Below are 21,861 nucleotides of genomic sequence, written 5' to 3' on the forward strand. Positions count from 1 at the left end.
AGCTTGCCATGTTAAGTAGAACTGCCTCGGATCTGTATTGGATGTCGCGTTACCTGGAGCGGGCGGAAAACCTCGCGCGGATGCTCGACATCAGTTATTCGCTGTCGCTGATGCCGCAGGACGGTCGCGGCGACGGTTTGCACGAATTGGCCATGCCGCTGCTGATCACCGGTACCCTCGACGATTACCTCGAGCGCCATGGCGCGCTGCATGCTGAGCGTCTGCTGCACTTTTTTGCCCTCGATGCGGCTAACCCGGCGAGCATTTACAGCTGCCTCGGCGCGGCTCGGGCCAGCGCCCATGCGGTGCGTGGGCGGATCACGGCGGACATGTGGGAGAACATCAATTCGACGTGGCTGGAAATTCGCGGAATCGCCGAGCAGGGCCTCAGTCGCTATGGCATGAGCCGTTTCTGCGAATGGATCAAGGAGCGTTCGCACCTGTTCCGTGGCGCGTCGTACGGCACGATCATGCGTAACGATGCATTTCGCTTTATTCGCCTCGGCACCTTTATCGAACGCGCGGACAACACGCTGCGATTGCTCGATGCGCGCTATGAAATGGCCGGCGATCAGGCTGAAGCAGTCAGCGACGGTACGGCCCACGCCTACTACCAATGGAGCGCCTTGCTGCGCGCCTTGTCGTCATTCGAGGCCTACACCGAAATCTATCGCGATGCGCCGGGGGCGCGGCATGTTGCCGAGTTGCTGTTGTTGCGCGCCGATGTGCCGCGCTCGCTGCGGGCCTGCACCGAGGAGATCGATCAGATTCTTGCGCAGTTGCCCGGTGCCAACGGTCGACCGGCACAACGTCTGGCGGCAGAAATGGACGCGCGCCTGCGCTACACCGGCATCAACGAAATTCTCGAGGAAGGCCTGCACGCCTGGCTGACCGAATTCATCCCGCTGGTGCGCCAGCTGGGCAACGCCATTCACAGTTCCTACCTGGAGGCTGCATGAGACTTTCCATAAGCCACGAGACCACCTATCACTACGAAGATCAGGTGCGGGCGAGCATCCAGTACCTGCGGCTGACCCCACACGACAGCGAGCGTCAGCACGTGTTGAGCTGGCAGCTCGATCTGCCGCGCCCGGTGCGTGCGCAACTCGATCCGTTCGGCAATATTCTGCATGTGCTGACCATGGATGAACCGCACGAGGCGATCATCATCGGTGCGCGCGGTCAGGTCGATATCGACGAACTGCGCGAGGCCGAGCATGAGAGCCAGTCGGCGCTGCCGTTCCTGCGCTTTACCCGTTTGACCGAGGCGGATGAGGCGTTACGTGCGTTCGCCGAGAAATCCTGCAAGCAGCGGCGTGATCGCACGGCGCTGATCGATCTGATGCACGGCTTGAATCAGCACATGACCTACACGCCGGGGTCCACCGAGGTCGATACCAGCGCCGCTGAGGCCTTCGCCGGGCGTGCGGGTGTTTGCCAGGATCATGCTCACGCGTTTCTGGCTTGCGCACGCAGTCTCGGGATTCCGTCGCGTTATGTGTCGGGGTATCTGTACAGCGAGGATTGCGAGCATCTAGCCAGCCATGCATGGGCTGAAGCGTGGCTGGATGATGCCTGGTACAGCTTTGATGTGACCAATGAACTGGCGCGGCCGGAGCGTCATCTGAAACTGGCGGTGGGTCTGGATTATCTGGATGCCTGCCCGGTGCGCGGCATGCGCCGTGGCGGTGGGTGTGAGCAGATGCATGCGAAAGTGTTCGTCTCGCCAACCCCGATCATCTCGGTGCAACAGCAGTAAACGCCGTACCCCTGTGGGAGCGAGCCTGCTCGCGATAGCGGTCGGTCAGTTACAAATGTGCTGACTGATACACCGCTATCGCGAGCAGGCTCGCTCCCACAAGGGAAATGGCGTTACGGCTTAACCTTGCGTCCGGCCATGTGCTTGAGATACCCCACCAGCATTTCCAGATCCCCCTCTGGTAACACCTCCACCGAAAACCCCGGCATCTTCGCCTGCGGCCACTGACGCAAACTCTGCGGATCCCGAATGTAGCGCTTGAGGAAATCCGCGCCGAAATACTCGGTCGGGCTGTAAGGAATATTCAGGTCCGGCCCGAATTGCGCATCCCCCGCACCGTTCAACCGGTGACACGCCAGACAGTTTTTCTGAAACAGCGCAAACCCTTGATTCACCGGGTCATCTGCTTTCAACGCAGGATCCGGCAGTAGGGCAGGGAAACGCTCCGCCACTGGCGCCATGCGCTTGATGCTCGCGACTTCGAACGGCCATTGCTCCGGACTGATATTGCCGGCCTGCGGATCGGTCCAGACCAGATAAAACGGCCCGGCGCTGTGCTTGCCTTCCGACAGCGATGGCCACGGCTGCGCCGGATCTTCGATGGCCAGCCATGCTCGCGCACCTGTTGTATTAAGCAACGGCGCAGCTGACAACTCGGCGGCAAACCCGTCCAGTGCCACCGCTTGCAGGTGATCCTGCGGTTTGATCCCTGTCAGCAATGCGGCCACAGGCACGGCGCGATAGGTCATGTCCTTCTTGTAGGACACATCGTTTTTGATCGTCAGGGTTTGCACTTGAGGATGCTTGAGCAATTCCTCGGTCTGCCAGGTGCGGCTGCTTGCGCCCAGTTGCAGATCCAACTGTGCGGCAGACAAGGGCATGCTCAGCAGCATGGCCCCGAACACAATGAGCGCTTTCAAATGATCGCCGTCCATGTCGTGGGAGTGCGCCAAGGTTGGCACAGCCACGCTGGCCCGGGTAGCGGGCCAGTCACATTTTCAGTGGCGATGAGCAGCGCCCGGCGCTCGACTCAGCCGATGACCTTGGTCAGATTCGGCAAAATCAACAACAGCGTCGTGGCGAAAAGAATGAGCCCTGCTTGACGAACTTTCGGTTGTTTGAACATGGCTTGACCGCCTTTATTGTTATTTCCTGATGCCTGCCTGCATATCCATGACGGCAAGCGCTGCACTTCCTGTTGAAGAACGTCTGCCTCGGCAAAACCCGACGACCCTGACGTACATGTTCTACATTAGGGGCCGCGTCACGCTTGGCTTAGATCCATTTCATATGGAGTACTTGCCAGATGCGATAAAAAAAGCATGAGGCTTATTGCCAGCTTCTTTGCCGCCCGCTGGCTAGACAACTCGCCGACCTGAACCGGTTCACCCAGCCGCCGATGACCGTCCGTCTGAGCGTGTGCGTCAACCGCATTGAGCGCTGTGGTCATTGAATCCATGGCCGCTCGGGTCAAGAGTGGAGGTACAAGCAATCACTCCCCGCACAGGTTCGAGGACGTCATGACCCAAGCTTTGATATTCGATGCGTTACGCACGCCCCGTGGCAAAGGCAAGGCCGATGGCGCCCTGCACAGCGTCAAACCGGTGAATCTGGTCGCTGGTCTGCTCAACGCGCTGCAAGAACGCTCCTCGCTGGACACCAGTCAGGTCGATGACGTAGTGCTCGGCTGCGTGACGCCGATTGGCGATCAAGGCTCGGACATCGCCAAAACCGCCGTGCAAGTGGCCGATTGGGATGTCAGCGTTGCCGGTGTGCAGATCAATCGTTTTTGCGCCTCGGGTCTGGAAGCGGTCAACCTCGGCGCGATGAAAGTGCGCTCGGGTTTCGAAGATCTTGTAGTGGTCGGCGGTGTCGAGTCGATGTCGCGGGTGCCCATGGGCAGCGACGGCGGCGCCTGGGCGCTCGATCCGCAGACTAATCTGCACAGTCATTTCACTCCGCAAGGCGTCGGTGCCGACCTGATCGCTACGCTTGAGGGCTTCAGTCGTCACGACGTCGATGCCTACGCGCTGCACTCGCAGCAGAAAGCCGCGCGGGCGCGGGCCGATGGCTCGTTTAACAAGTCGTTGGTGTCGGTGCGGGATCAGAACGGCATCATTCTGCTCGATCACGATGAGTTCATTCGCGCCGAATCGACCCTTGAGGGCTTGGGCAAGCTCAAACCGAGTTTCGAAATGATAGGGCAGATGGGTTTTGACGCCACCGCGCTGCGGGTCTACAGCCATGTCGAGCGGATCAATCACGTGCACACACCGGGTAACAGTTCCGGGATCGTCGACGGTGCAGCACTGATGCTGATCGGCTCCGAATCCAAGGGGCGTGCGCTGGGCCTGCAACCTCGGGCGCGGATTGTCGCCACGGCGGTCACCAGCACCGATCCGACCATCATGCTCACCGGCCCGGCGCCGGCAACGCGAAAGGCACTGGCCAAGGCCGGGCTGCGCGTTGAAGACATCGACCTGTTCGAGGTCAACGAAGCGTTTGCCTCGGTGGTGCTGAAGTTCATCAAGGACATGGCAGTCGACCCGGACAAGGTCAACGTCAACGGCGGTTCCATCGCTATGGGCCACCCGCTGGGCGCGACCGGTTGCGCGATCCTCGGCACCTTGCTCGATGAGCTGGAAGCGCGGCGCCTGCGCTATGGCTTGGCGACGCTGTGCGTCGGCGGCGGCATGGGCATTGCCACCATCATCGAACGCCTCTGAGCCCCGAATTCAAGGAACCTTGTTATGAGCGAAGCCATTCGTTACGAAAAAGGCCAGGACGCGATCGTCGTGCTGACCATCGACATGCCGGGCCAGAGCGCCAACACCATGAACGCTGTGTACCGCGAGGCCATGGCCTCGTGCGTCGCCCGGCTGGTGGCGGAAAAAGACGACATTGCCGGGGTGATCATTACGTCGGCAAAGAAAACCTTCTTTGCCGGCGGTGATCTCAATGAGTTGATCAAGGTCGGCAAGCCCGAAGCCAAAGCCTTCTACGACATGGTGCTGACCCTCAAAGCGCAGTTGCGCACCCTGGAAACCCTCGGCAAACCGGTGGTCGCGGCGATCAACGGCGCGGCGCTGGGCGGCGGCTGGGAAATCTGCCTGGCCTGTCACCACCGGGTGGCATTGGACGACGCGTCGGTACAGCTCGGTCTGCCGGAAGTGACCCTCGGCCTGTTGCCGGGCGGCGGCGGAGTGGTACGCATGGTGCGCATGCTCGGTCTCGAAAAAGCGCTGCCCTATCTGCTAGAGGGCAAGAAGGTGCGTCCACAGCAGGCATTGCAGGCCGGTTTGATTGATGAGCTGGCGGCGAATCGCGATGAATTGCTGGCCAAGGCGCGCGCCTGGATCGTCGCCAATCCGATGGCGGTACAACGTTGGGATGTGAAGGGTTATCAGATTCCGGGCGGCACGCCGTCGAATCCGAAAGTGGCGCAGATGCTGGCGATTGCGCCGTCGATTCTGCGTAGCAAGACCCAAGGGACAATGCCGGCGCCGGAGAAAATCCTCTGCGCGGCAGTCGAGGGCGCTCAGGTCGATTTCGACACCGCGCACTTGATCGAAACCCGTTATTTCACCGAACTGACCACCGGGCAGATCTCGAAAAACCTGATCGGCACGTTCTGGTTTCAACTCAATGAGATCAACGCCGGAGGTTCGCGGCCGCAGGGCTTTGCGCCGTATGTCACGCGTAAGGTCGGCGTGCTTGGCGCAGGGATGATGGGCGCGGGGATTGCCTTTGTCAGCGCTTCGGCGGGTATTGAAGTGGTGCTCAAGGATGTCAATCTGGCTGCCGCCGAGAAAGGCAAAGCAAATTCTGCGGCGTTGCTGGACAAAAAAGTCGCTCGCGGACAGATGGATGCTGAGAAGCGTGATGAGGTGTTGGCGCGGATCAAGCCGTCCGAAAGTGATGCGGATCTCGCGGGTTGCGATCTGATCATCGAAGCGGTGTTTGAGGATCGCGATCTCAAGGCCAGGGTCTCTGCTGCAGCCCAGCGGGTTGTTGGCGCCGAAGCGGTCATCGCTTCGAATACATCGACGTTGCCTATTACCGGGCTGGCAAAGGCTGTGCCTGATCCTGGCAAATTCATCGGTCTGCATTTCTTCAGCCCGGTGGAAAAAATGCCGCTGGTGGAAATTATCAAAGGTGCACAGAGCAGCGATGAAACCCTCGCGCGCGGTTTCGACTTCGTGCTGCAAATCAAGAAAACCCCGATCGTCGTCAACGACAGTCGCGGCTTCTTTACTTCACGCGTCTTCGGCACCTTCACCAACGAAGGCATCGCCATGCTCGGCGAAGGCGTGAGCGCGCCGATGATCGAGACCGAAGCGCGCAAGGCCGGGATGCCGGTCGGGCCTCTGGCGATCTCTGACGAAGTTTCCCTCAGCCTGATGAGCCATATCCGTCAGCAAACCGCCAAGGACCTACAGGCAGAAGGGAAACCGCTGATTGAGCACCCGGCCTTCGCCGTGATTGACTTGCTGCTTAACGAATACAAGCGTCCGGGCAAAGCGGCGGGTGGCGGCTTTTACGATTACCCAGCTGGTGGGCAGAAACATCTGTGGCCCGAGTTGAAGGCGCGCTTCGAGAAGCCCGACGGGCAGATTTCGCCTAAAGACGTGCGTGATCGGCTGTTGTTCGTGCAGGCCATTGAAACGGTGCGTTGTGTGGAGGAGGGTGTGCTGACCTCGACGGCGGACGCCAACGTTGGCTCGATCTTCGGTATCGGTTTTGCAGCGTGGACTGGCGGCGCATTGCAGTTCATCAACCAATACGGGGTGAAGGATTTCGTCGCCCGTGCGCAGTATCTGGCCGAGCAGTATGGCGAGCGTTTCGCGCCGCCAGCGTTGCTGCTGGATAAAGCGGCAAAAGGTGAAATGTTCTAAGGGCAACGAGCATTCCGGGGCTTGCCTTGCCAGGGGGTTTCAAGGCAGGCTCTGGGGTGTTCATTATTCCCATCACGTGTCAGGTATTTTTTATGTCGCTACGCATCTGCATTCTGGAAACCGACATCCTGCGTCCAGAACTGGTCGATCAATATCAGGGTTACGGGCAGATGTTCCAGCGCCTGTTCTCACAGCAACCGATTGCCGCCGAGTTCATCGTCTACAACGTGATGCAGGGCGAATACCCAAGCGACGACCAAACCTTCGACGCGTACTTGGTCACCGGCAGCAAGGCTGACTCGTTTGGTACTGATCCGTGGATCCAGACCCTGAAGGAATACCTGCTGACTCGCTACGAGCGTGGCGACAAACTGCTCGGCGTGTGCTTCGGCCATCAACTGCTGGCGCTGCTGCTTGGCGGCAAGAGCGAGCGGGCGACCCAGGGTTGGGGTGTCGGTACCCACAACTACAAACTCGCGGCGAAGGCGCCGTGGATGAACCCGGTGCGTGAGGAACTGACGCTGCTGATCAGCCATCAGGACCAGGTCACAGCGCTGCCGGAAAACGCCACGGTGATTGCTTCCAGCGATTTCTGCCCGTTCGCGGCCTATCACATCAACGATCAGGTGTTGTGCTTCCAGGGCCACCCGGAGTTCATTCACGATTACTCGCGGGCGCTGCTCGATCTGCGTCAGGAAGCGTTGGGTTCGCAGATCTACAGCAACGGTGTGGCCAGTCTCGAGCAGGAACACCATGGTGCGACAGTCGCGGAATGGATGATGCGTTTTGTGGCGCATAAGCCAGAAACTGTCTAAGGCCAAAAGCTTCGCGAGCAGGCTCGCTCACATATTGGATTTCCGGTGCGCTGCCGATCAATGTGGGAGCGAGCCTGCTCGCGAATGTTCCAGACAACTCGGTTTGCTCTACAACCACCCAGACCTCTTGAAACTTGCCCACAAACTCACACACCCCACCGTAATAAACCCCAGCACACCGAAATAGCCGTAGTGCCAGCTCAACTCCGGCATGTTCTGGAAATTCATCCCGTAGATCCCCGCCACCGCCGTCGGAAACGCCAGAATCGCCGCCCAGGCAGCAAACTTGCGTTGCACCACGCTTTGCCGTGATGCCTCGAGCAACACACCAATTTCGATGGTCTGGCTGGCAATGTCGGCCAAGGTGGTCAGGTCTTCCATTTGCCGCGTGACGTGAATCTGCACATCACGGAAGTACGGGCGCATGTTCTTGTCGATAAACGGGAAACTCAGCTTCTGCAGTTCCTCGCCAATCTCCACCATCGGTGCCGCGTACCGACGCAGGCGTACGACATCGCGGCGCAAGCCATGCAGCTTCTGAATGTCATGCTCATTCAACGCGCTGCACAACACGTTGCGCTCCAGCTCATCGATCTCGGCATGGATCGCTTCGCCGACTGGCTGATAGTTCTCGATGACAAAATCGAGCAACGCATAAAGTACGAAATCTTCCCCGTGCTCCAGCAACAGCGGACGCGCCTCACAACGTTGGCGAACATGGGCGTAGGACGCCGAGTGGCCATTACGCGCGGTGATGATGTAGCCCTTGCCCGCAAAGATATGCGTCTCGATAAATTGCAGAACGCCGTTCTCGCGGATGGGTGAGTAGGTGACGATAAACAAAGCGTCGCCAAAGGTTTCGAGCTTCGGTCGACTGTGTTTTTCCAGGGCGTCTTCAATGGCCAGTTCGTGCAGGTTGAACTGACGTTGCAGGTTGGACAGCTCTTGAGCGTCCGGCTCTTCCAGGCCGATCCACACGAAGTGGCCGGTTTTCGCAGCCCAGGCAGCGCCTTCGTCGAGGGTAATATTGGTGACTTTCTTGCCTGCGCTGTACACCGCAGCAGCAACAACTCGACCCATGGTGGTGATTCACTTCTACTTGGCAGGTGGCAGGGAATTCAAGGCTTCAGCTTAGCCGTGTCGCTGCTTGAGAGTCAGTGAAATCTGTACAGTTCACCGGGCAAAAGAAAACCCGCACAGGGCGGGTTGTCTTTTCAGGCAGCTTGCAGTTGCCGATCCATCGATTCAATGCACTCGCGCATCTGCTCGCGACACTGATTGATGAGCATGGGCATGTCGTCCATGGTCAATCCGGCTGTAGGAATCGCCGGCAACGAGCGTATGAGGATTTTCCCGCTGCGCCAGCGATTCAGGCGCATGTGCTTGATGTAACTGCTGACGCAAACCGGAACGATCGGTACACCAGCGGCAATTGCCATCTGGAACGCACCTTTCTTGAAGGGCAGCAATTCTTCGCCGAGGTTGCGTGTGCCTTCCGGGAACACCCAGATCGAGGTGTCTTCGTTCTGCAAGGTATTGGTGGTGGTCAGCATCGACTGGCGTGCCTTGTGCGCATTGCCACGGTCGATCAACACATTGCCGGCCAGCCAGAACAGTTGCCCGAACAGTGGCACCCACTTGAGGCTCTTCTTGCCGATGCACACGGTACGGCGCGGCACGACGTTTCCGAACACGAACAGATCATAGTTGGACTGGTGGTTGGCGATGATCACGCAGCTGTCGGGTTTGTTCAGCAAACCGCTGACATCGGATTTCACCCGTAAACGCAAAATACACATCGCTGGTAGCGCATAGAGGCGGGCGCACAGACGGCTGTTGTCCGGATTGAACGGGCGGCAGATGCCGAGAATCACCCCGAGCACGCCGGCGAGAATAAAGTGCAGGCCCATCAATAACATACGAAACACGAACAGCATTTTCAGGCCCCACCGGGACAAAAGGTGGCGCAGTGTACGGATGTGCACTGTTTTCGGCAATTGCCGCTATAGAGTGCGGAGATAGCCGATGTTTAAGCGCATGTTTCAGAATGGAGGGTCAGACCTGTCCTAGAGCGGTCGCGGACTTTTAAACCAAGCGTGCAAGAAAAAGCCCGACACGACGGTCGGGCTTCTTTTGCGCATCAGCCGGGCTTAGCCCAGATGCTCCTGATCCTGGATGATCGCGTTATCCAGAGCTTCCAGCAGTGCTTTACGCACCTTCAACTTGGTGTTCTTGTGCGCGAGCATGTTGATCTTCTTCAACTGACGCGCAGCGGCGAGGGCGGCACCTTGCAGCTCTTCGGCGGCAACCACCTTGTCGAGGAACCCGGCATCCACGGCGCTTTTTGGATCGAACATCTCGCCGTTGATCACCGAGCGGTGGAACGCCGAGCGACGCAGGCGATCGCGAGCCAGTTCGATACCCGCGTGGTGCATGGTCATGCCGATCTGCACTTCGTTCAGACCGATGCTGAACGGGCCGTCGACACCAATGCGGTAATCAGCAGACAACAGAATGAAAGCGCCTTTCGCCACCGCGTGACCTGGGCATGCGACGATCACCGGGAACGGGTGAGAGAGCAGGCGCCGGGCCAAGGTCGACCCCGCGGTTACCAGCGACACAGCTTCTTTAGGACCGGCGGTCATGACTTTCAGGTCATAGCCGCCGGACAGAATCCCTGGCTGACCGGTGATGATCACGATGGCACGATCAGTCACCGCCTGATCCAGCGCCGCGTTGAATGCCGCAATCACGTCCGGAGAAATGGCATTGACCTTGCCGTTGCTCAAGGTCAGGGTCGCGATACCGTCTTCGAGGTGGTAGGAAATCAACTCACTCATGACGCTATTCCTTGTAAGAAAGATGGGCAGACGTTACCCACCGCCGCAGGCCAGGTAAAGCGCCATGACTGACCCGCCAGTCACCGTTTCCCGACCCACCCTGCATGGCTAGGCGTTCAGCTTCTATATAGAAGGGCCGCGCCCACCGAAGATTGGCCGGTTTGCCATGGCCTGCTAGCGGGCAAAACGACTTTTTCTCTTAACCGCATGAAAATTCTGAAAAAAAGTTTGCCATCGGAAAAGCTTTCGACTACATTAGCGCGCCTCGACAGACAGAACATGTTTGAAGAGATACGGTGAAGTGTCCGAGTGGCTTAAGGAGCACGCCTGGAAAGTGTGTATACAGGAAACTGTATCGAGAGTTCGAATCTCTCCTTCACCGCCATATTCAGTACACAAAACCCCTGATTTCGAAAGAAGTCAGGGGTTTTGTGGTTTCTGGTGTCTGGATTTTATTGGCAGCGGCGTGAAGTCTGCTTTGAGCTATTACAATCGCGAATTTATTCATCCTTGTAGGGACGACACTCCATGATCATTTCCACCACTCACGCCATTGAAGGCCGGCAGATCGCGGCCTACCTGGATATCGTCAGTGCCGAATCGGTGCAGGGCGTCAATGTGATCCGTGACATGTTCGCTGGTATGCGCGACTTTTTTGGCGGCCGCTCGCAGACGCTGGAGCGGGCTTTGAAGGAGGCGCGTATTCAGGCGACCGAAGAAATACGGGAGCGTGCGCGCGCTCTGCAGGCGGATGCGGTGGTCGGGGTGGACTTTGAGATCAGTATGCCCGGCGGGAAGGGCGGGATGGTTGTTGTGTTTGCGACGGGTACGGCGGTGAAGTTGCGCTGAGTTTGTTTGACGGGTGTGTAAGCCCATTCAGAGGTTGAATGGGCTCAATCTTGCGGTGCAATCAGCCTTGTGGCTTGAGGATCACGGTGCCTCTTTCGTCATAGGTCAGTGGTGTGTCGACGGCGACGAGAGGGGGTGTATCAGAAGGCGGGTTGGGTTCGACTGGCTTGCTGGGATGGTAAATGACCCCTGGTTGCAGAACCGGTGTGTCCGGACCCGGATACTTGATGGTGATTTCACCGGAAGCGATCTTCTCCTTGAGTTTTTCCGCGCCAGCCTTGCCGGCTGCGATCTGTTCGTCCGTGAGTTTTACGACAGGCATATTGGGGAATCCGTTGATTTGCATGTTCTCTCCTTGAGATTCATTTGTATGAAAAAGGGCAACGGCCTGGCTTTGGAATTCTTTAGCAATCTGGGACCAATGGTTCATCGTCTGTTTAAATTTTTCAGGCCATTCGTCGGGCATCAGGGGATCTGAATCACAAGTCCAGGAATGACCAGCTAGTCTGAAAAGCCATGGAGGTCGATATTTTTTCAGGCAAAAGGGTTTTTGCCGGTGTCGATCTGTTGCGACGGGGCGAAGGTATGACTGATCCGTATATCGAAGACGATGGCGCTGAATTTTCCTTCAATAACTGCGTACGGTGCGGCCAGACCGAGTATCAGTCAGGTTTTGGCGAGGATCCGGTGCAGATCGGCAAAATCAAATCCGCGGCACCCAAGGGACCCAAGGCGAAATTTCTCCCCAGAGTCACCACGCGTTCCAGGAAATAATCGTTCTCTGCATAACCCTGCTACTGAGCGGGGTTTTTTATGGTTGTGGGTTTGAAGAATTTTCCTACAGGTGATGACGGAAAATCAGTCTACTTTCACAAACTTTTCACGTCTGCCGCAGTAGGGTGAAGCCATCCGTTAGAAAGCAAGTCTCCAGCCCGTTTCCCCAGCGGGCTTTTTTTTGCCTGCCACAAAACCTTTTCCAGAATTGCTGTCCAATCGGCGCCGAGTGCGCGCGAGATCCGTGATTTTGGCTGGACTTTCGCGCGACGACGGCATTAAATCCCGGCCCTTTTTGTCATCCCAATTGTTGAGGTTTTCGTCATGCGTTTAACACTGCCTGCTCTGGTTCTGGGGCTTCTGGTTGCTCAAGGTGCAATGGCTGCCGGTGATGGCACTGCTGCGTTGGGCGGTGGTCTGGGTGGCGCACTGGGTAATGTCGTCGGCCAGAAAATGGGCGGCAGCACTGGCGCGGCCATTGGCGCCGGCGTAGCAGGCGCGGCGGGCAGCGCAATGGCGGCGCGCAAGGGTAGCCGGACCAAAGCGGCGATTGGCGGCGGCGTTGGCGCAGCCGGTGGTTCGGTGATCGGCAACAGCCTGGGCGGCAGAACCGGCGCCACGATTGGTGCAGGCCTGGGTGGCGCAGCTGGCGGCGCAGTGGGCAGCAACTTGTCCAAAGGTCACAAGCGTCACTGAGACTAATCCCTTGTCAGAAAAAGCCCGGCTCGATGTCGGGCTTTTTCATGGCTGAACGTTTTCCCCGTTTGCGTCTCCAATCTCACATAGGCCCATGTCTGGGCGGACTGTCCCGCTTCGGGAACTGTGAGGTTCATATGCGCTTGTCATTATCTGCACTGTTTTTCGGTTTGCTGGTAGCACAAGGGGCGATGGCCGCTGGTGATGGTACCGCCGCTGTGGGTGGCGGCTTGGGCGGCGCGCTCGGCAATGTGGTCGGTGGACAACTCGGTGGCAGTACTGGCGCGGCGGTAGGTGCCGGTGTTGGTGGCGCGGCCGGCAGTGCCGTCGGGGCGAATAAACGCAATCGAACTGAAGCGGCTATTGGCGGTGGTCTCGGCGCGGCAGGTGGCTCGGTCGTTGGCAACAGCCTTGGCGGGTCTACGGGTTCGACCATTGGCGCAGGGTTGGGCGGCGCGGCGGGTGGTGCGGTCGGTAATAACCTGGGTGACGATGGCGGATCTCATTCGGGTGGCGGTCACAAGCACAAGAACAAACATAAAAACCGCCATCATTGATGGAGGGTTAAGCGGAAACCCGGCTTTTTGCCGGGTTTTTTGCATTTGATCGTCAGACACCGGAACGATTGACTGTAGGGCTTTTCGAACGTCATACACTCCCTGAAATGACGAGGTTGCCATGACTCCTGAAACCGAAGGCAAGGAAGAGAAAGGTTCGAGTGGACTGCCGTTTATTAATGATCCGGGGAATGAGGATCCGGGGTCGTTGATGGATGATGCGACGGTGCCGTTGAATGATTCGGATGAGGCGGGTATGGAGTATGAAGAGGATGAGGATGAGCAGTGATCGGATGTTTGAGAAAATCTGAGCGTCTGAATCCGGATTTTAAGGGCCTGAGTTCAAGAGGTCCTACAAATTTGTTAGTGACTAAAAATGGCTGCCCACCAGTCATTGATCTGGTGAGCGAGTCTAGGTATAGGCGTTTTTTTGTAGTGCTAACAATGTGAAATCTCGGATTTAGAGAATTCCAAATTGTCTAGAATCATGCTGAGCAACTGGATGTCGAACTGTTCTCTGTATCTATATAAAATTTTATGATGCCTCACGGTAATAGAGCACCCGTCGCTCAATAAATTTTAGAAAGGTAACTCTGTTAAATATACGCTAGGTTCTCGCAGTCTTAATGATGATGTGGTAAACGTTACTTTCGAAGTGCTTGATACAGCTGAAATCAGATATCTGTCTCCAATTGGTTGTATGGATAGACTTAAGTTTTTTTGAGTTGGAATGTTGGATGTCGTCAACTCTCTAATTTCACAGCATGTTATTCCGATTCGGCAAGCATTGTATCCTATGGATTCCCATTTTTTCGGAGGAGTGTCCGGCATTTCTCTAATATCAAATGCCAAGGTCAATGTTGAAAGGTTGTTGTCCATGTTTAAAGCGAATAGCTTGATCTCCCCAACGGGTATATTTCTGCTGAATACCATGTTGAAGAGTTTGCCTCCTTCTATTTCATTCCAGTATTTCATGGTCATTCCTTGAATGGATAATGATCGCTCGTATTTTTTACTTTGCCATTGCGTGTGTCATCAGCGGGTCGTATGTTTATGTGAGGTCCTTGATCTCCTCGGTTATTTATATCTCCATACTTGTGTCCCGCTGAGTGGTCTTGGAGTGTCAATATAAAACCATCCTCTCGGGTGAATCTATATTCTCTGGTTATAATCGGCTTTCCACTGCTGTCTAGAATGTTATTTCCTTTTCTATCCGTCATGTTGACATAGGTGAACTGCTTCTGCCTGCCACTTACCTCATCAATTTGAATATCTGGCTGTTGCCCTTTCGGAATTCCTGCATCAACTTTTGCCTGTCTGAATGCACCGCGCCTGGAAACCTGTGGTAGCTCAACATCATCAGGTTTTGAACAATTGATCGATTTTCGGCCTTTGGGCGGACAATTGGAACTCAACCCCAACGGATCCACCCACCCCGTCGGATTCGGCACGTACTGGTACTGATTCAACCCACCGGCCAACTTGATCGGATCCGGCGTCAGATACCGTCCCAACCTCGGGTCGTAATACCGGTGCCGGTTGTAATGCAGCCCGCTTTCCCCGTCGAAGTACTGCCCCTGAAAGCGCAGCGGCTGGTTCAGGTAGTCGTCGCCAGCCAGGGTCAGTGCGGCGACTTTGCCGTAGGCGTCGTATTGCGCGGACCAGACGATGTCGCCGCTGTAGTCGGTGAGTTCCTGCGGGGTGCCGAGGTGGTCGAGCTGGTAATAAAACGGGCAGGCCTTTTTCGGGCCTTTGCCGTCGAGCAGTGCCAGCGGACGGAAGGTGCCGGGTTCGTAGACGTAGCTGCGGTATTCGCTTTCGCTGCTTTCGGCGACGAGGTGGTCGCCTTGCCAGAAGAATTCGGTGATCTCGCCGTTGACGGTTTTGCGGATGCGTCGGCCGAAGGCGTCGTATTGGTAACTGGCGGTTTGGCCGTCGGGGCGCGTCAGGCCGATCAGGCGGTGCTGGCTGTCGTAGCGGTATTCGGTGACGAGAGTCTGCGCGCGGCCGCGACGTTCGCGGATCAGGTTGCCGAAGGCGTCGTAGTCGTAATGACGGTCGCCTTGCATCAGCAAGCGATTGCCCTGGATCTGGCTGGGGCCGGGGCGGTCCTGCATCAGCAGGTTGCCGGCCGGGTCGTGGGCGAAGCTTTCCGGCAGTTCATCGCGTGAGTGGCGGACGCGGATCAGCCGGTCGAGGGCGTCGTAGCCGTAGGTGCGCTGGCCGTGGCGGCTGTCGGCGATGTGCGCGAGATTGCCGTTGGCGCTGTAGGCATAATCGCGGCGGTACAACGCATCGCGCTGATGGCCTACGGCGTGGGCGAGTAATCGTCCCTGATCGTCGTAGGAATATTCGCTGAGCAGCAGGCCTTGCTGGCGCTGCAGTTCGCGACCGGACTGGTAGACATGGCGGGTCAGCGGCGTGCCGTTGAGGTCAATCCCGTTCAGCGCGCCGCCTTTGGCGTGGCGGTAGTCGAGCACGCTGTTGTCCGGCAGACGCATGCGTTTGAGCTGGCCGCAGGCGTCGTAGCGGTAACGCAGGGTGCCCCAGCCCTGATGCTCGGTGATCAAGCGGTCCTGGCGGTCGTACTCGAAGGCCAGCGGGTGTTGCTGGCCGTCGTCGACGCCAATCAAACGGCCGAGACGGTCGTATTGGTAGGTGACCTTGATGCCGTCGGGCAGGGTTTTGACCAGCAGCCGGCCAGCAGCATCGCGCTCATAAGCAGTGAGCAAACAAGAGCCGTCATCACCGAACTCGGTCTTTTCCAGCAGATGCCCATTGAGGTCATAGGCGTACGCGGTACGCCGACCGTCAAAACCGCTTTCCTGACGAATCAGTCCGGTCGGCGTGTAGTCCAGCCGGTACTTTTCCCCGGACTCGTTTTCGATCTCGGTGAGCAGCAGTTGCGCATGGTCGTAGCGGTACTGCACCCGCGTGCCGTCGGGGTTGATCCGCCGCGAGACCAGGTGCAGATCGTCGTCATACTCATAACGGGTGATGTGCCCCTGTTCGTCGCGCTCGGCGGTGACCTGACCGTAGGCGCCGTAGCTGTAGGCGCGGGTGCTGCCGCCAGGAAATGTCGTCTGAATCAGTCGGCCAACGGCGTCCCAGTGCTGACGGGTGACTGCACCGTGTTCGTCCGCAGTCGTGGTCCGTCGCCCCAGCGCGTCGTAGGAAAAACGCCGTACGCCACCGTCGGGCAAGGTCTCTTCGGTCAACTGGCCGAGGCTATTCCAGACCAAGCGATGCCGGCTGCTGTCCGGGTAGCGGATCGACAGCAATTGCCCACGGGTGTCGTAGTAGTAATGGGTGACATGGCCGTCGGGATCGACCGCTTCGGTGACATCGCCCTCGGCATTGCGCCGGTAGATCCACACCGCCTCGCCGCGAGAGCGTTTATGCAGGAAACCGTTGCGATACTCGTAGGACGTGGGCGCCTCATCCGGTGGAATCAGCGTCACCAGCCGTCCGACGTCGTCGTAGCGGTATTCGGTGACAGCGCCTAACGCATCCTGCTCGGCGATCAGCCGCCCCGAGGCGTCATAGGCCTTGAGCTGCTCGCCACCATCCGCCGAGACTTGACGCACCAGCCGCGCACGCTCGTCGTGGACGTAGGTCTCTTCGGTGCCATCGACGTAATGCACCGCGACACTGCCGTCATCGTTCCAGACGTAGCGCGTGTCCATCTGCGAGAACGACGCCCAGTGACGCACGCAGCGCGCCGATTTCCCTGAGCGCTCCCACTCCCAGAAGAAGCTCGCGCCGCCAGCAAGTTGCCGCTGCAGAATCACGTGAGCGTCGTCGTAGTCGTAACGCTCGCTGTCACCAACGGCGTTAGTGGCTTCGATCAGGTGTTGATAAGCGTCGTAGCGGTAACTGACCAGCGCCTGTTCGGTACTCCAGGCACCGTCGCGAAACACCTGATAATCCACACCAACCAACTTCGCGCGGTCATAGCGCAACAACAGCGAACGCCCGGCGCCATTGTCCAGGCGCTGCACCCGGTCAGACCGATCGCGCTGCACCGTCAGACGATTGCCATAGGCATCGCTGATCGCCGTCAGCCGTCCTGCGCGAAAGTGATAAAAACGCGCCGCGTCCCCGGCCAGCGCGAGAATCAGCTCCTCCGGTTCATCACCGAGAAAAATCGCCGCCCGCGACAAACTGTTGTGAATCGCCGGCCGCTCAATACTCGGCAGCGGAAAACGGGTGCGCCGGTTTTCGTGATCGACCCAAACCATCTCATCAGCGAAAAACTCCAGCCGATGCGCCAGCGAATGGCTCCAGCCAAACCCCAGCCCGACGTCGATTTCGGCGGCGCTGGAGCGATACAAGCGGGTGAACTCAAACGGCAACACGCCATCGAGCACCGCATCGCTCAGAGTCAGCAGTTCTTCACCGGTGACCATCGACACCGGGCAGCCGTTGGTGCAGGTACGCGGCACACAATCGGCGCTGTCGCCGTTGGGGTTTTTCGCCTGATCCGGTGAGTCGTCGTGAGGCTCATGCCGTTGCAACCGGCTCGAAGCACCAGACTTGTCCCGCGCCAGTGGCGCCGGATTCGGCACCGTCAACACCAGCGAATCGGCCTGACGAATATTCAGCGGTATCGACGGTGTCGGTTTCAACTCAACGTCACGCACATTGAGCATCAGCGGCTTCAAAACGCTGGCATGCCGCGTCAAATCCGCCGAGGACGTCAGTTCGGCCAGCCGCAACGCCGAGGCCGCCAGCCACTCCCGCGCGCGCGGCGACTTGATCTTCGCCAGCACCTTGCTGCTCAAACGCAGCGGCACGCCGATGCCACCCGACACGCCCATCAACAGGAAGCTGATCAGCAATTCGACCCGCACCTCGGCCACCACTTCAGCCAGATACTGCGGCGGCAGCATCTTCAGCCAACTGGTAAACGCGGCCAGATGAATGAACAGCAGCGGCTCGTCACTGAGGATCAACAGACCGTTGGCGATGGCGTCGCTGGAAGCATTCAATAACGCCTCAAGCTCGGCCTCGCTGAGGTATTCCAGCAACTTTTCACTGTTGGCCTGCAAGTCGGCGAGCAGGGCGAATACCTGGTGGATGTCATCCCAAACACCATTCAGGGCTTTCTCGAATCCACGCCAGTCGGCCTGTTGCAACTGACCGTAACGCTCAAGAAATCCGGCGCTGGAAAATTCCTTCCACTGCGGCTGAAATTCACTCCATTCCCCGCGCAACCAGCCCTCCAGGCCATCGATGATGCCCTGATAGGAGGCGTACAACGTCTGCACATGGTCCGTGGACACATCGGGAAAGAAGGTGATGCGATAACGCTGGCCCCGATCGCAGTCGGTCACTTGCAGAATGCCGCTGGGGCCGATGGTGTAATGCAGCGGCTCACCGAAAGTCAGCACGCCGCCGACATCGGCAAGCACCGGTTCGAGGGTTACCGGGGTGTTGCCAATCGGCACAAACCGCGCGGCCTCGAACATATGCACCAGCTTCATCGACCCGCTGGCCGAGCACATGACCACCGATGAACTGAGCGGCTGGCGCGACGTGATCGGCGCGCTGAGGCGCACGTCGTTACCGACGGTGAAGACCTGTTCGACATCCAGCGCCGTCCCGGTCCAGAACTGCTCGGCCCAGGCGTCGTAGTGGTTCAGGCACAGGCGGAATTCGCGGATCAGGTTGTCAAAAGCCGGCTCGTCGGGATTCAGGGCGGCAACAACGAGCAGGCCGATGCTGTTGTTCAGGGCCAGCAGCTGATCGGTTGGAAGCATTCGCAGTCTCTCGCGCACATCAAAAAGGTGCGGGGACTTTGCGGGGGATCAATCAGGAAAGAAGTCGGGCGAGTAGGCGATGTCTGTAGGATGTTTCGCCAAATATCTGCGAGTAGTTCATCGCTCAATAAACATTGGCCGTTGCTCAATGTCTGTCGCGCTCGTTATGCTGCTGAACCCTTTAATCAGATCCGAGCAGCGGTTCACCTGCCGCCTGGGATGTCTTTGTTAACGGATCCGATGATGAATGCACCGCTGAAGGCGTTCGGCCCGATCAAGGCCGTGATTTTCGATATGGACGGTTTGCTGCTGGACACCGAGGGCATTTACACCGAAGTCACTTCGCTGATTGCCCAGCGCTACGGGCGTACCTTCGACTGGAGCGTCAAACAGAACATCATTGGTCGTGGAGCCAACGATCTGGCCAATTACGTGGTGCAGGCACTGGATCTGCCGATCACCGCCGAAGAGTTTCTGGTGATCCGCGAACCATTGATGCGCGAGCGTTTTCCCACGGCGCAAGCGATGCCGGGTGCCGAGGAGCTGATTCGCCACCTCAAGGCGCACAACATCCCCATCGCCGTCGGCACCAGTTCGTCGCGGCAATCGTTCGGACAAAAAACCACGCTGCACCGCGACTGGTTCGCGCTGTTCGACTTCGTTGTCACGGCGGACGATCCGGAAGTCGGCGCGGCGAAACCGGCACCGGATATCTTCCTGACCGCTGCCCGCCGTCTGGGTGTGGCACCTGAGGACTGCCTGGTGTTCGAGGATTCGCCGTTTGGCGTGACCGCAGCGAAAGCCGCAGGCATGACGGCCATCGCCATCCCCGATGCCGCCATGGCCGATGAAAAGTACGCACACGCTGACGGGATTCTTCGGAGTTTGAAAGCGTTCACGCCAAGTGCCTGTGGTTTGCCAGCGCTGGAATGGGTGTAAACATCTGAGACAAAAAAACGCCGCCCCTCTGTAAAAAGAGGAGCGGCGTTTTTCGTTCAGGCGACTCGGAAAATCAGGCGCCGAAACCACCGTCGATGGTCAGGCTGGCACCGGTGATGTAACCGGCTTCCGGGCCCGCCAGATAGGCGACGAAACTGGCGATTTCTTCGGCTTTACCGTAACGACCGACGGCCATCAACGGAATGAGGCTTTCGGCAAAGTCACCGTGCGCCGGGTTCATGTCGGTGTCGACCGGGCCAGGCTGGACGTTGTTGATGGTGATGCCGCGCGGGCCGAGGTCGCGGGCCAGACCTTTGGTCAAACCGACCAGCGCCGATTTGCTCATGGCGTACACACCGCCACCGGCGAAGGGCATGCGGTCGGCGTTGGTGCTGCCGATGTTGATGATGCGCGAACCTTCGCCCATGTGCTTGGCGGCTTCTTGCGAGGCGATGAATACGCTGCGCACGTTGATGGCCAGGGTCTGGTCGAAATCTTCCAGGGTGAAATCTTCCAGCGGAGCGACAGCCAGCACACCAGCGTTGTTGACCAGGATGTCGAGTCGGCCAAAGGCTTCGACCGTGGCGCTGACCGCGTGGCGGATCGCTGCGGCGTCGGCGCTGTCGGCCTTGATCGCCAGGGCTTTGCCGCCGTTGGCGGTGATGCTGTTCTGTAACTCTTCGGCTTTGGCGGTGGAGCTGACGTAAGTGAAGGCTACTGCAGCGCCTTCAGCGGCCAGGCGTTTGACGATGGCAGCGCCGATACCACGGGAACCGCCTTGAATCAGAGCGACTTTGCCGCCGAGGTGTTGAGTGGTCATGTTCGATCTCCAGACTATTCAAGGCGGGATGCCTTGTTGTTGGAGCCGAGTATCGGCCTCTGATCCACAACCGTGTAGACCCTGATTGCTATAGTCTGTGTAAACCAAAAGTTTATAGTGGCGGCCATGGAAACCTTCAGCAGTATCGAATGCTTTGTCCGTAGTGCTGAGGTCGGTAGCTTTGCCGAGGCGGCGCGGCGCTTGAGCCTGACCCCGGCAGCGGTTGGCAAAAGTGTCGCAAAGCTTGAGGCGCGGCTGGGTGTGCGGCTGTTTCAGCGCAGCACCCGCAGTCTGACGCTGACCGAGGCGGGGCAGCTGTTTTTGAGTGAAGTCAGTGCCAGTCTGACCACGATCCAGAATGCCGTGGCCAATCTGGCCAGCGCCGAAGGGCAGCCGATCGGCACCTTGAAAGTCAGCATGGGCACGGTGTTCGGGCGCCTTTATATAGTGCCGTTGCTCGGCGAGTTTCTGCGGCGCTTCCCGGCGATCAATCCGGACTGGCATTTCGATAATCGTCAGGTCGATCTGATCGGGCAGGGCTTTGATGCGGCGATTGGCGGCGGCTTTGAGCTGCCACAAGGTGTGGTAGCGCGCAGATTGACGCCAGCGCATCGGGTGTTGGTCGCTTCGCAGGATTATCTGAACGGCAATCCTGCGATCACTCATCCGGACGATCTCAAGCAGCACGACGGCATTCTGATTCGCTCACCGCAAACCGGGCGTGTGCGTTCATGGCAATTGACGCACCGCGATCAGCAGCACAGTCCGTTGATGCTCAAGGCCAGGATGACCATGAGCGATTCCGAAGCCGCGTGTGCGACAGCAGCGCAGGGCCTGGGGATTGCACTGGTGAGCATGCCGTTTGCGGTGGGGTATCTGCAGGCGGGTACGTTGCAGCGGGTGTTGCCGGACTGGTTCGTCGATGATGGCAACATCTCCATCTATTACGCCGAACACAAATTGTTGCCGGGCAAGACGCGGGCGTTTGTCGATTATGTGATTGAACAGTTTGCGGAACAGGGATTGGCGCGGCGCTTTAGTGCGATTTGAGCAACCTTGATACCGAGTTGCAGTCTTCGCGAGCGGGCTCGCTCCCACATTTGGAATGCATTTCCCCTGTGGGAGCGAGCTTGCTCGCGAATGGGGCGACTCGGT

20 protein-coding genes and 1 tRNA gene are annotated in these 21,861 nt (G+C 58.2%); 13 read left to right on the plus strand and 8 right to left on the minus strand.

What is annotated here, in order from left to right:
* Positions 1 to 8: 8 nt before the first annotated feature.
* Both HU754_RS10255 and HU754_RS10260 read left to right on the plus strand, forming a co-directional pair.
* On the plus strand, positions 9 to 959 hold the full coding sequence (locus HU754_RS10255; protein ID WP_016982907.1) for an alpha-E domain-containing protein: 951 nt from the start codon (positions 9 to 11) through the stop codon (positions 957 to 959).
* Entirely contained in the window at positions 956 to 1,759 is an 804-nt protein-coding gene (locus HU754_RS10260; RefSeq protein WP_007914065.1) for a transglutaminase family protein, read from the plus strand. The genes HU754_RS10255 and HU754_RS10260 overlap by 4 nt, the downstream gene beginning before the upstream one ends.
* Positions 1,760 to 1,872: 113 nt before the next feature.
* Here HU754_RS10260 and HU754_RS10265 read toward each other — a convergent pair whose 3' ends face one another.
* A complete protein-coding gene (locus tag HU754_RS10265; protein ID WP_186624402.1) occupies positions 1,873 to 2,694 on the minus strand; it encodes a c-type cytochrome in 822 nt (273 codons plus the stop codon).
* A gap of 585 nt (positions 2,695 to 3,279) precedes the next feature.
* On the opposite strand from HU754_RS10265, the gene HU754_RS10270 reads away from it, so the two are divergent.
* The 3 genes from HU754_RS10270 to HU754_RS10280 all read left to right on the plus strand — a co-directional run bounded on the left by HU754_RS10270 (position 3,280) and on the right by HU754_RS10280 (position 7,469).
* Positions 3,280 to 4,485 (plus strand): acetyl-CoA C-acetyltransferase, encoded by a 1,206-nt coding sequence (locus tag HU754_RS10270; RefSeq protein ID WP_093441775.1) that lies wholly within the window; start codon positions 3,280 to 3,282, stop codon positions 4,483 to 4,485.
* 24 nt (positions 4,486 to 4,509) lie between these two features.
* Positions 4,510 to 6,654 carry a 3-hydroxyacyl-CoA dehydrogenase NAD-binding domain-containing protein gene (locus HU754_RS10275; protein ID WP_186624374.1) on the plus strand — a complete coding sequence of 715 codons (2,145 nt, stop codon included), beginning with the start codon at positions 4,510 to 4,512 and terminating at the stop codon, positions 6,652 to 6,654.
* Between the two features lie 92 nt (positions 6,655 to 6,746).
* Complete coding sequence (locus tag HU754_RS10280; RefSeq protein ID WP_186624373.1) at positions 6,747 to 7,469, plus strand: amidotransferase; 723 nt, start codon at positions 6,747 to 6,749, stop codon at positions 7,467 to 7,469.
* A 108-nt stretch (positions 7,470 to 7,577) separates the two neighbouring features.
* Here the strand turns inward: HU754_RS10280 and HU754_RS10285 are convergent, their stop codons facing one another.
* From HU754_RS10285 to HU754_RS10295, 3 genes are all read right to left on the minus strand, one after another.
* On the minus strand, positions 7,578 to 8,549 hold the full coding sequence (locus HU754_RS10285; protein ID WP_093441790.1) for a magnesium and cobalt transport protein CorA: 972 nt from the start codon (positions 8,547 to 8,549) through the stop codon (positions 7,578 to 7,580).
* Positions 8,550 to 8,683: 134 nt separating this feature from the next.
* On the minus strand, positions 8,684 to 9,406 hold the full coding sequence (locus HU754_RS10290; RefSeq protein WP_077571798.1) for a lysophospholipid acyltransferase family protein: 723 nt from the start codon (positions 9,404 to 9,406) through the stop codon (positions 8,684 to 8,686).
* Positions 9,407 to 9,619: 213 nt separating this feature from the next.
* Complete coding sequence (locus tag HU754_RS10295) at positions 9,620 to 10,309, minus strand: crotonase/enoyl-CoA hydratase family protein (RefSeq protein WP_034151725.1); 690 nt, start codon at positions 10,307 to 10,309, stop codon at positions 9,620 to 9,622.
* Between the two features lie 295 nt (positions 10,310 to 10,604).
* Between HU754_RS10295 and HU754_RS10300 the strand changes: the two genes are divergently transcribed.
* A tRNA-Ser gene (locus tag HU754_RS10300) sits at positions 10,605 to 10,694 on the plus strand.
* 143 nt (positions 10,695 to 10,837) lie between these two features.
* Complete coding sequence (locus HU754_RS10305; RefSeq protein ID WP_099758444.1) at positions 10,838 to 11,158, plus strand: YbjQ family protein; 321 nt, start codon at positions 10,838 to 10,840, stop codon at positions 11,156 to 11,158.
* Positions 11,159 to 11,219: 61 nt separating this feature from the next.
* On the opposite strand, the gene HU754_RS10310 is transcribed toward HU754_RS10305, so the two are convergent.
* Entirely contained in the window at positions 11,220 to 11,624 is a 405-nt protein-coding gene (locus HU754_RS10310; protein WP_225919972.1) for a hypothetical protein, read from the minus strand.
* 119 nt (positions 11,625 to 11,743) lie between these two features.
* Here HU754_RS10310 and HU754_RS10315 point away from each other — a divergent pair, with 119 nt between their 5' ends.
* The 4 genes from HU754_RS10315 (at position 11,744) to HU754_RS10330 (ending at position 13,474) form a co-directional block, all read left to right on the plus strand.
* Positions 11,744 to 11,932, plus strand: coding sequence for a hypothetical protein (locus HU754_RS10315; protein ID WP_093441821.1), 189 nt, complete (start codon positions 11,744 to 11,746; stop codon positions 11,930 to 11,932).
* Positions 11,933 to 12,256: 324 nt separating this feature from the next.
* Positions 12,257 to 12,628, plus strand: a complete 372-nt coding sequence (locus HU754_RS10320) for a glycine zipper domain-containing protein (RefSeq protein ID WP_016983669.1) — start codon at positions 12,257 to 12,259, stop codon at positions 12,626 to 12,628.
* A 137-nt stretch (positions 12,629 to 12,765) separates the two neighbouring features.
* The gene (locus HU754_RS10325) at positions 12,766 to 13,185 is read left to right on the plus strand and encodes a glycine zipper domain-containing protein (protein ID WP_007914081.1); all 420 of its coding nucleotides are present in this window, start codon (positions 12,766 to 12,768) and stop codon (positions 13,183 to 13,185) included.
* A 121-nt stretch (positions 13,186 to 13,306) separates the two neighbouring features.
* The gene (locus tag HU754_RS10330) at positions 13,307 to 13,474 is read left to right on the plus strand and encodes a hypothetical protein (protein ID WP_186624372.1); all 168 of its coding nucleotides are present in this window, start codon (positions 13,307 to 13,309) and stop codon (positions 13,472 to 13,474) included.
* A 290-nt stretch (positions 13,475 to 13,764) separates the two neighbouring features.
* Here HU754_RS10330 and HU754_RS10335 read toward each other — a convergent pair whose 3' ends face one another.
* Together HU754_RS10335 and HU754_RS10340 are read right to left on the minus strand one after the other, a co-directional pair.
* Positions 13,765 to 14,160, minus strand: a complete 396-nt coding sequence (locus HU754_RS10335; protein WP_158561689.1) for an Imm50 family immunity protein — start codon at positions 14,158 to 14,160, stop codon at positions 13,765 to 13,767.
* Between the two features lie 2 nt (positions 14,161 to 14,162).
* Complete coding sequence (locus HU754_RS10340) at positions 14,163 to 18,947, minus strand: RHS repeat-associated core domain-containing protein (RefSeq protein ID WP_217827615.1); 4,785 nt, start codon at positions 18,945 to 18,947, stop codon at positions 14,163 to 14,165.
* 243 nt (positions 18,948 to 19,190) lie between these two features.
* Here HU754_RS10340 and HU754_RS10345 point away from each other — a divergent pair, with 243 nt between their 5' ends.
* Entirely contained in the window at positions 19,191 to 19,886 is a 696-nt protein-coding gene (locus HU754_RS10345; RefSeq protein ID WP_186625687.1) for an HAD-IA family hydrolase, read from the plus strand.
* A 73-nt stretch (positions 19,887 to 19,959) separates the two neighbouring features.
* Here HU754_RS10345 and HU754_RS10350 read toward each other — a convergent pair whose 3' ends face one another.
* A complete protein-coding gene (locus tag HU754_RS10350) occupies positions 19,960 to 20,706 on the minus strand; it encodes a 3-oxoacyl-ACP reductase family protein (protein ID WP_186625685.1) in 747 nt (248 codons plus the stop codon).
* 126 nt (positions 20,707 to 20,832) lie between these two features.
* Between HU754_RS10350 and HU754_RS10355 the strand changes: the two genes are divergently transcribed.
* On the plus strand, positions 20,833 to 21,756 hold the full coding sequence (locus tag HU754_RS10355) for a LysR family transcriptional regulator (RefSeq protein ID WP_186625683.1): 924 nt from the start codon (positions 20,833 to 20,835) through the stop codon (positions 21,754 to 21,756).
* Positions 21,757 to 21,861: the final 105 nt, after the last annotated feature.

Origin of the sequence: Pseudomonas zeae (genome assembly GCF_014268485.2) — a bacterium.
GTDB lineage: Bacteria > Pseudomonadota > Gammaproteobacteria > Pseudomonadales > Pseudomonadaceae > Aquipseudomonas > Aquipseudomonas neuropathica.

Excerpts from the sequence above, each read along its gene's own strand:
- HU754_RS10255 (WP_016982907.1), top strand. The coding sequence starts at position 9 with ATGTTAAGTAGAACTGCCTCGGATCTGTATTGGATGTCGCGTTACCTG.
- HU754_RS10260 (WP_007914065.1), top strand. The coding sequence starts at position 956 with ATGAGACTTTCCATAAGCCACGAGACCACCTATCACTACGAAGATCAG.
- HU754_RS10265 (WP_186624402.1), bottom strand. The coding sequence starts at position 2,694 with ATGGACGGCGATCATTTGAAAGCGCTCATTGTGTTCGGGGCCATGCTG.
- HU754_RS10270 (WP_093441775.1), top strand. The coding sequence starts at position 3,280 with ATGACCCAAGCTTTGATATTCGATGCGTTACGCACGCCCCGTGGCAAA.
- HU754_RS10275 (WP_186624374.1), top strand. The coding sequence starts at position 4,510 with ATGAGCGAAGCCATTCGTTACGAAAAAGGCCAGGACGCGATCGTCGTG.
- HU754_RS10280 (WP_186624373.1), top strand. The coding sequence starts at position 6,747 with ATGTCGCTACGCATCTGCATTCTGGAAACCGACATCCTGCGTCCAGAA.
- HU754_RS10285 (WP_093441790.1), bottom strand. The coding sequence starts at position 8,549 with ATGGGTCGAGTTGTTGCTGCTGCGGTGTACAGCGCAGGCAAGAAAGTC.
- HU754_RS10290 (WP_077571798.1), bottom strand. The coding sequence starts at position 9,406 with ATGCTGTTCGTGTTTCGTATGTTATTGATGGGCCTGCACTTTATTCTC.
- HU754_RS10295 (WP_034151725.1), bottom strand. The coding sequence starts at position 10,309 with ATGAGTGAGTTGATTTCCTACCACCTCGAAGACGGTATCGCGACCCTG.
- HU754_RS10305 (WP_099758444.1), top strand. The coding sequence starts at position 10,838 with ATGATCATTTCCACCACTCACGCCATTGAAGGCCGGCAGATCGCGGCC.
- HU754_RS10310 (WP_225919972.1), bottom strand. The coding sequence starts at position 11,624 with ATGCCCGACGAATGGCCTGAAAAATTTAAACAGACGATGAACCATTGG.
- HU754_RS10315 (WP_093441821.1), top strand. The coding sequence starts at position 11,744 with ATGACTGATCCGTATATCGAAGACGATGGCGCTGAATTTTCCTTCAAT.
- HU754_RS10320 (WP_016983669.1), top strand. The coding sequence starts at position 12,257 with ATGCGTTTAACACTGCCTGCTCTGGTTCTGGGGCTTCTGGTTGCTCAA.
- HU754_RS10325 (WP_007914081.1), top strand. The coding sequence starts at position 12,766 with ATGCGCTTGTCATTATCTGCACTGTTTTTCGGTTTGCTGGTAGCACAA.
- HU754_RS10330 (WP_186624372.1), top strand. The coding sequence starts at position 13,307 with ATGACTCCTGAAACCGAAGGCAAGGAAGAGAAAGGTTCGAGTGGACTG.
- HU754_RS10335 (WP_158561689.1), bottom strand. The coding sequence starts at position 14,160 with ATGAAATACTGGAATGAAATAGAAGGAGGCAAACTCTTCAACATGGTA.
- HU754_RS10340 (WP_217827615.1), bottom strand. The coding sequence starts at position 18,947 with ATGCTTCCAACCGATCAGCTGCTGGCCCTGAACAACAGCATCGGCCTG.
- HU754_RS10345 (WP_186625687.1), top strand. The coding sequence starts at position 19,191 with ATGAATGCACCGCTGAAGGCGTTCGGCCCGATCAAGGCCGTGATTTTC.
- HU754_RS10350 (WP_186625685.1), bottom strand. The coding sequence starts at position 20,706 with ATGACCACTCAACACCTCGGCGGCAAAGTCGCTCTGATTCAAGGCGGT.
- HU754_RS10355 (WP_186625683.1), top strand. The coding sequence starts at position 20,833 with ATGGAAACCTTCAGCAGTATCGAATGCTTTGTCCGTAGTGCTGAGGTC.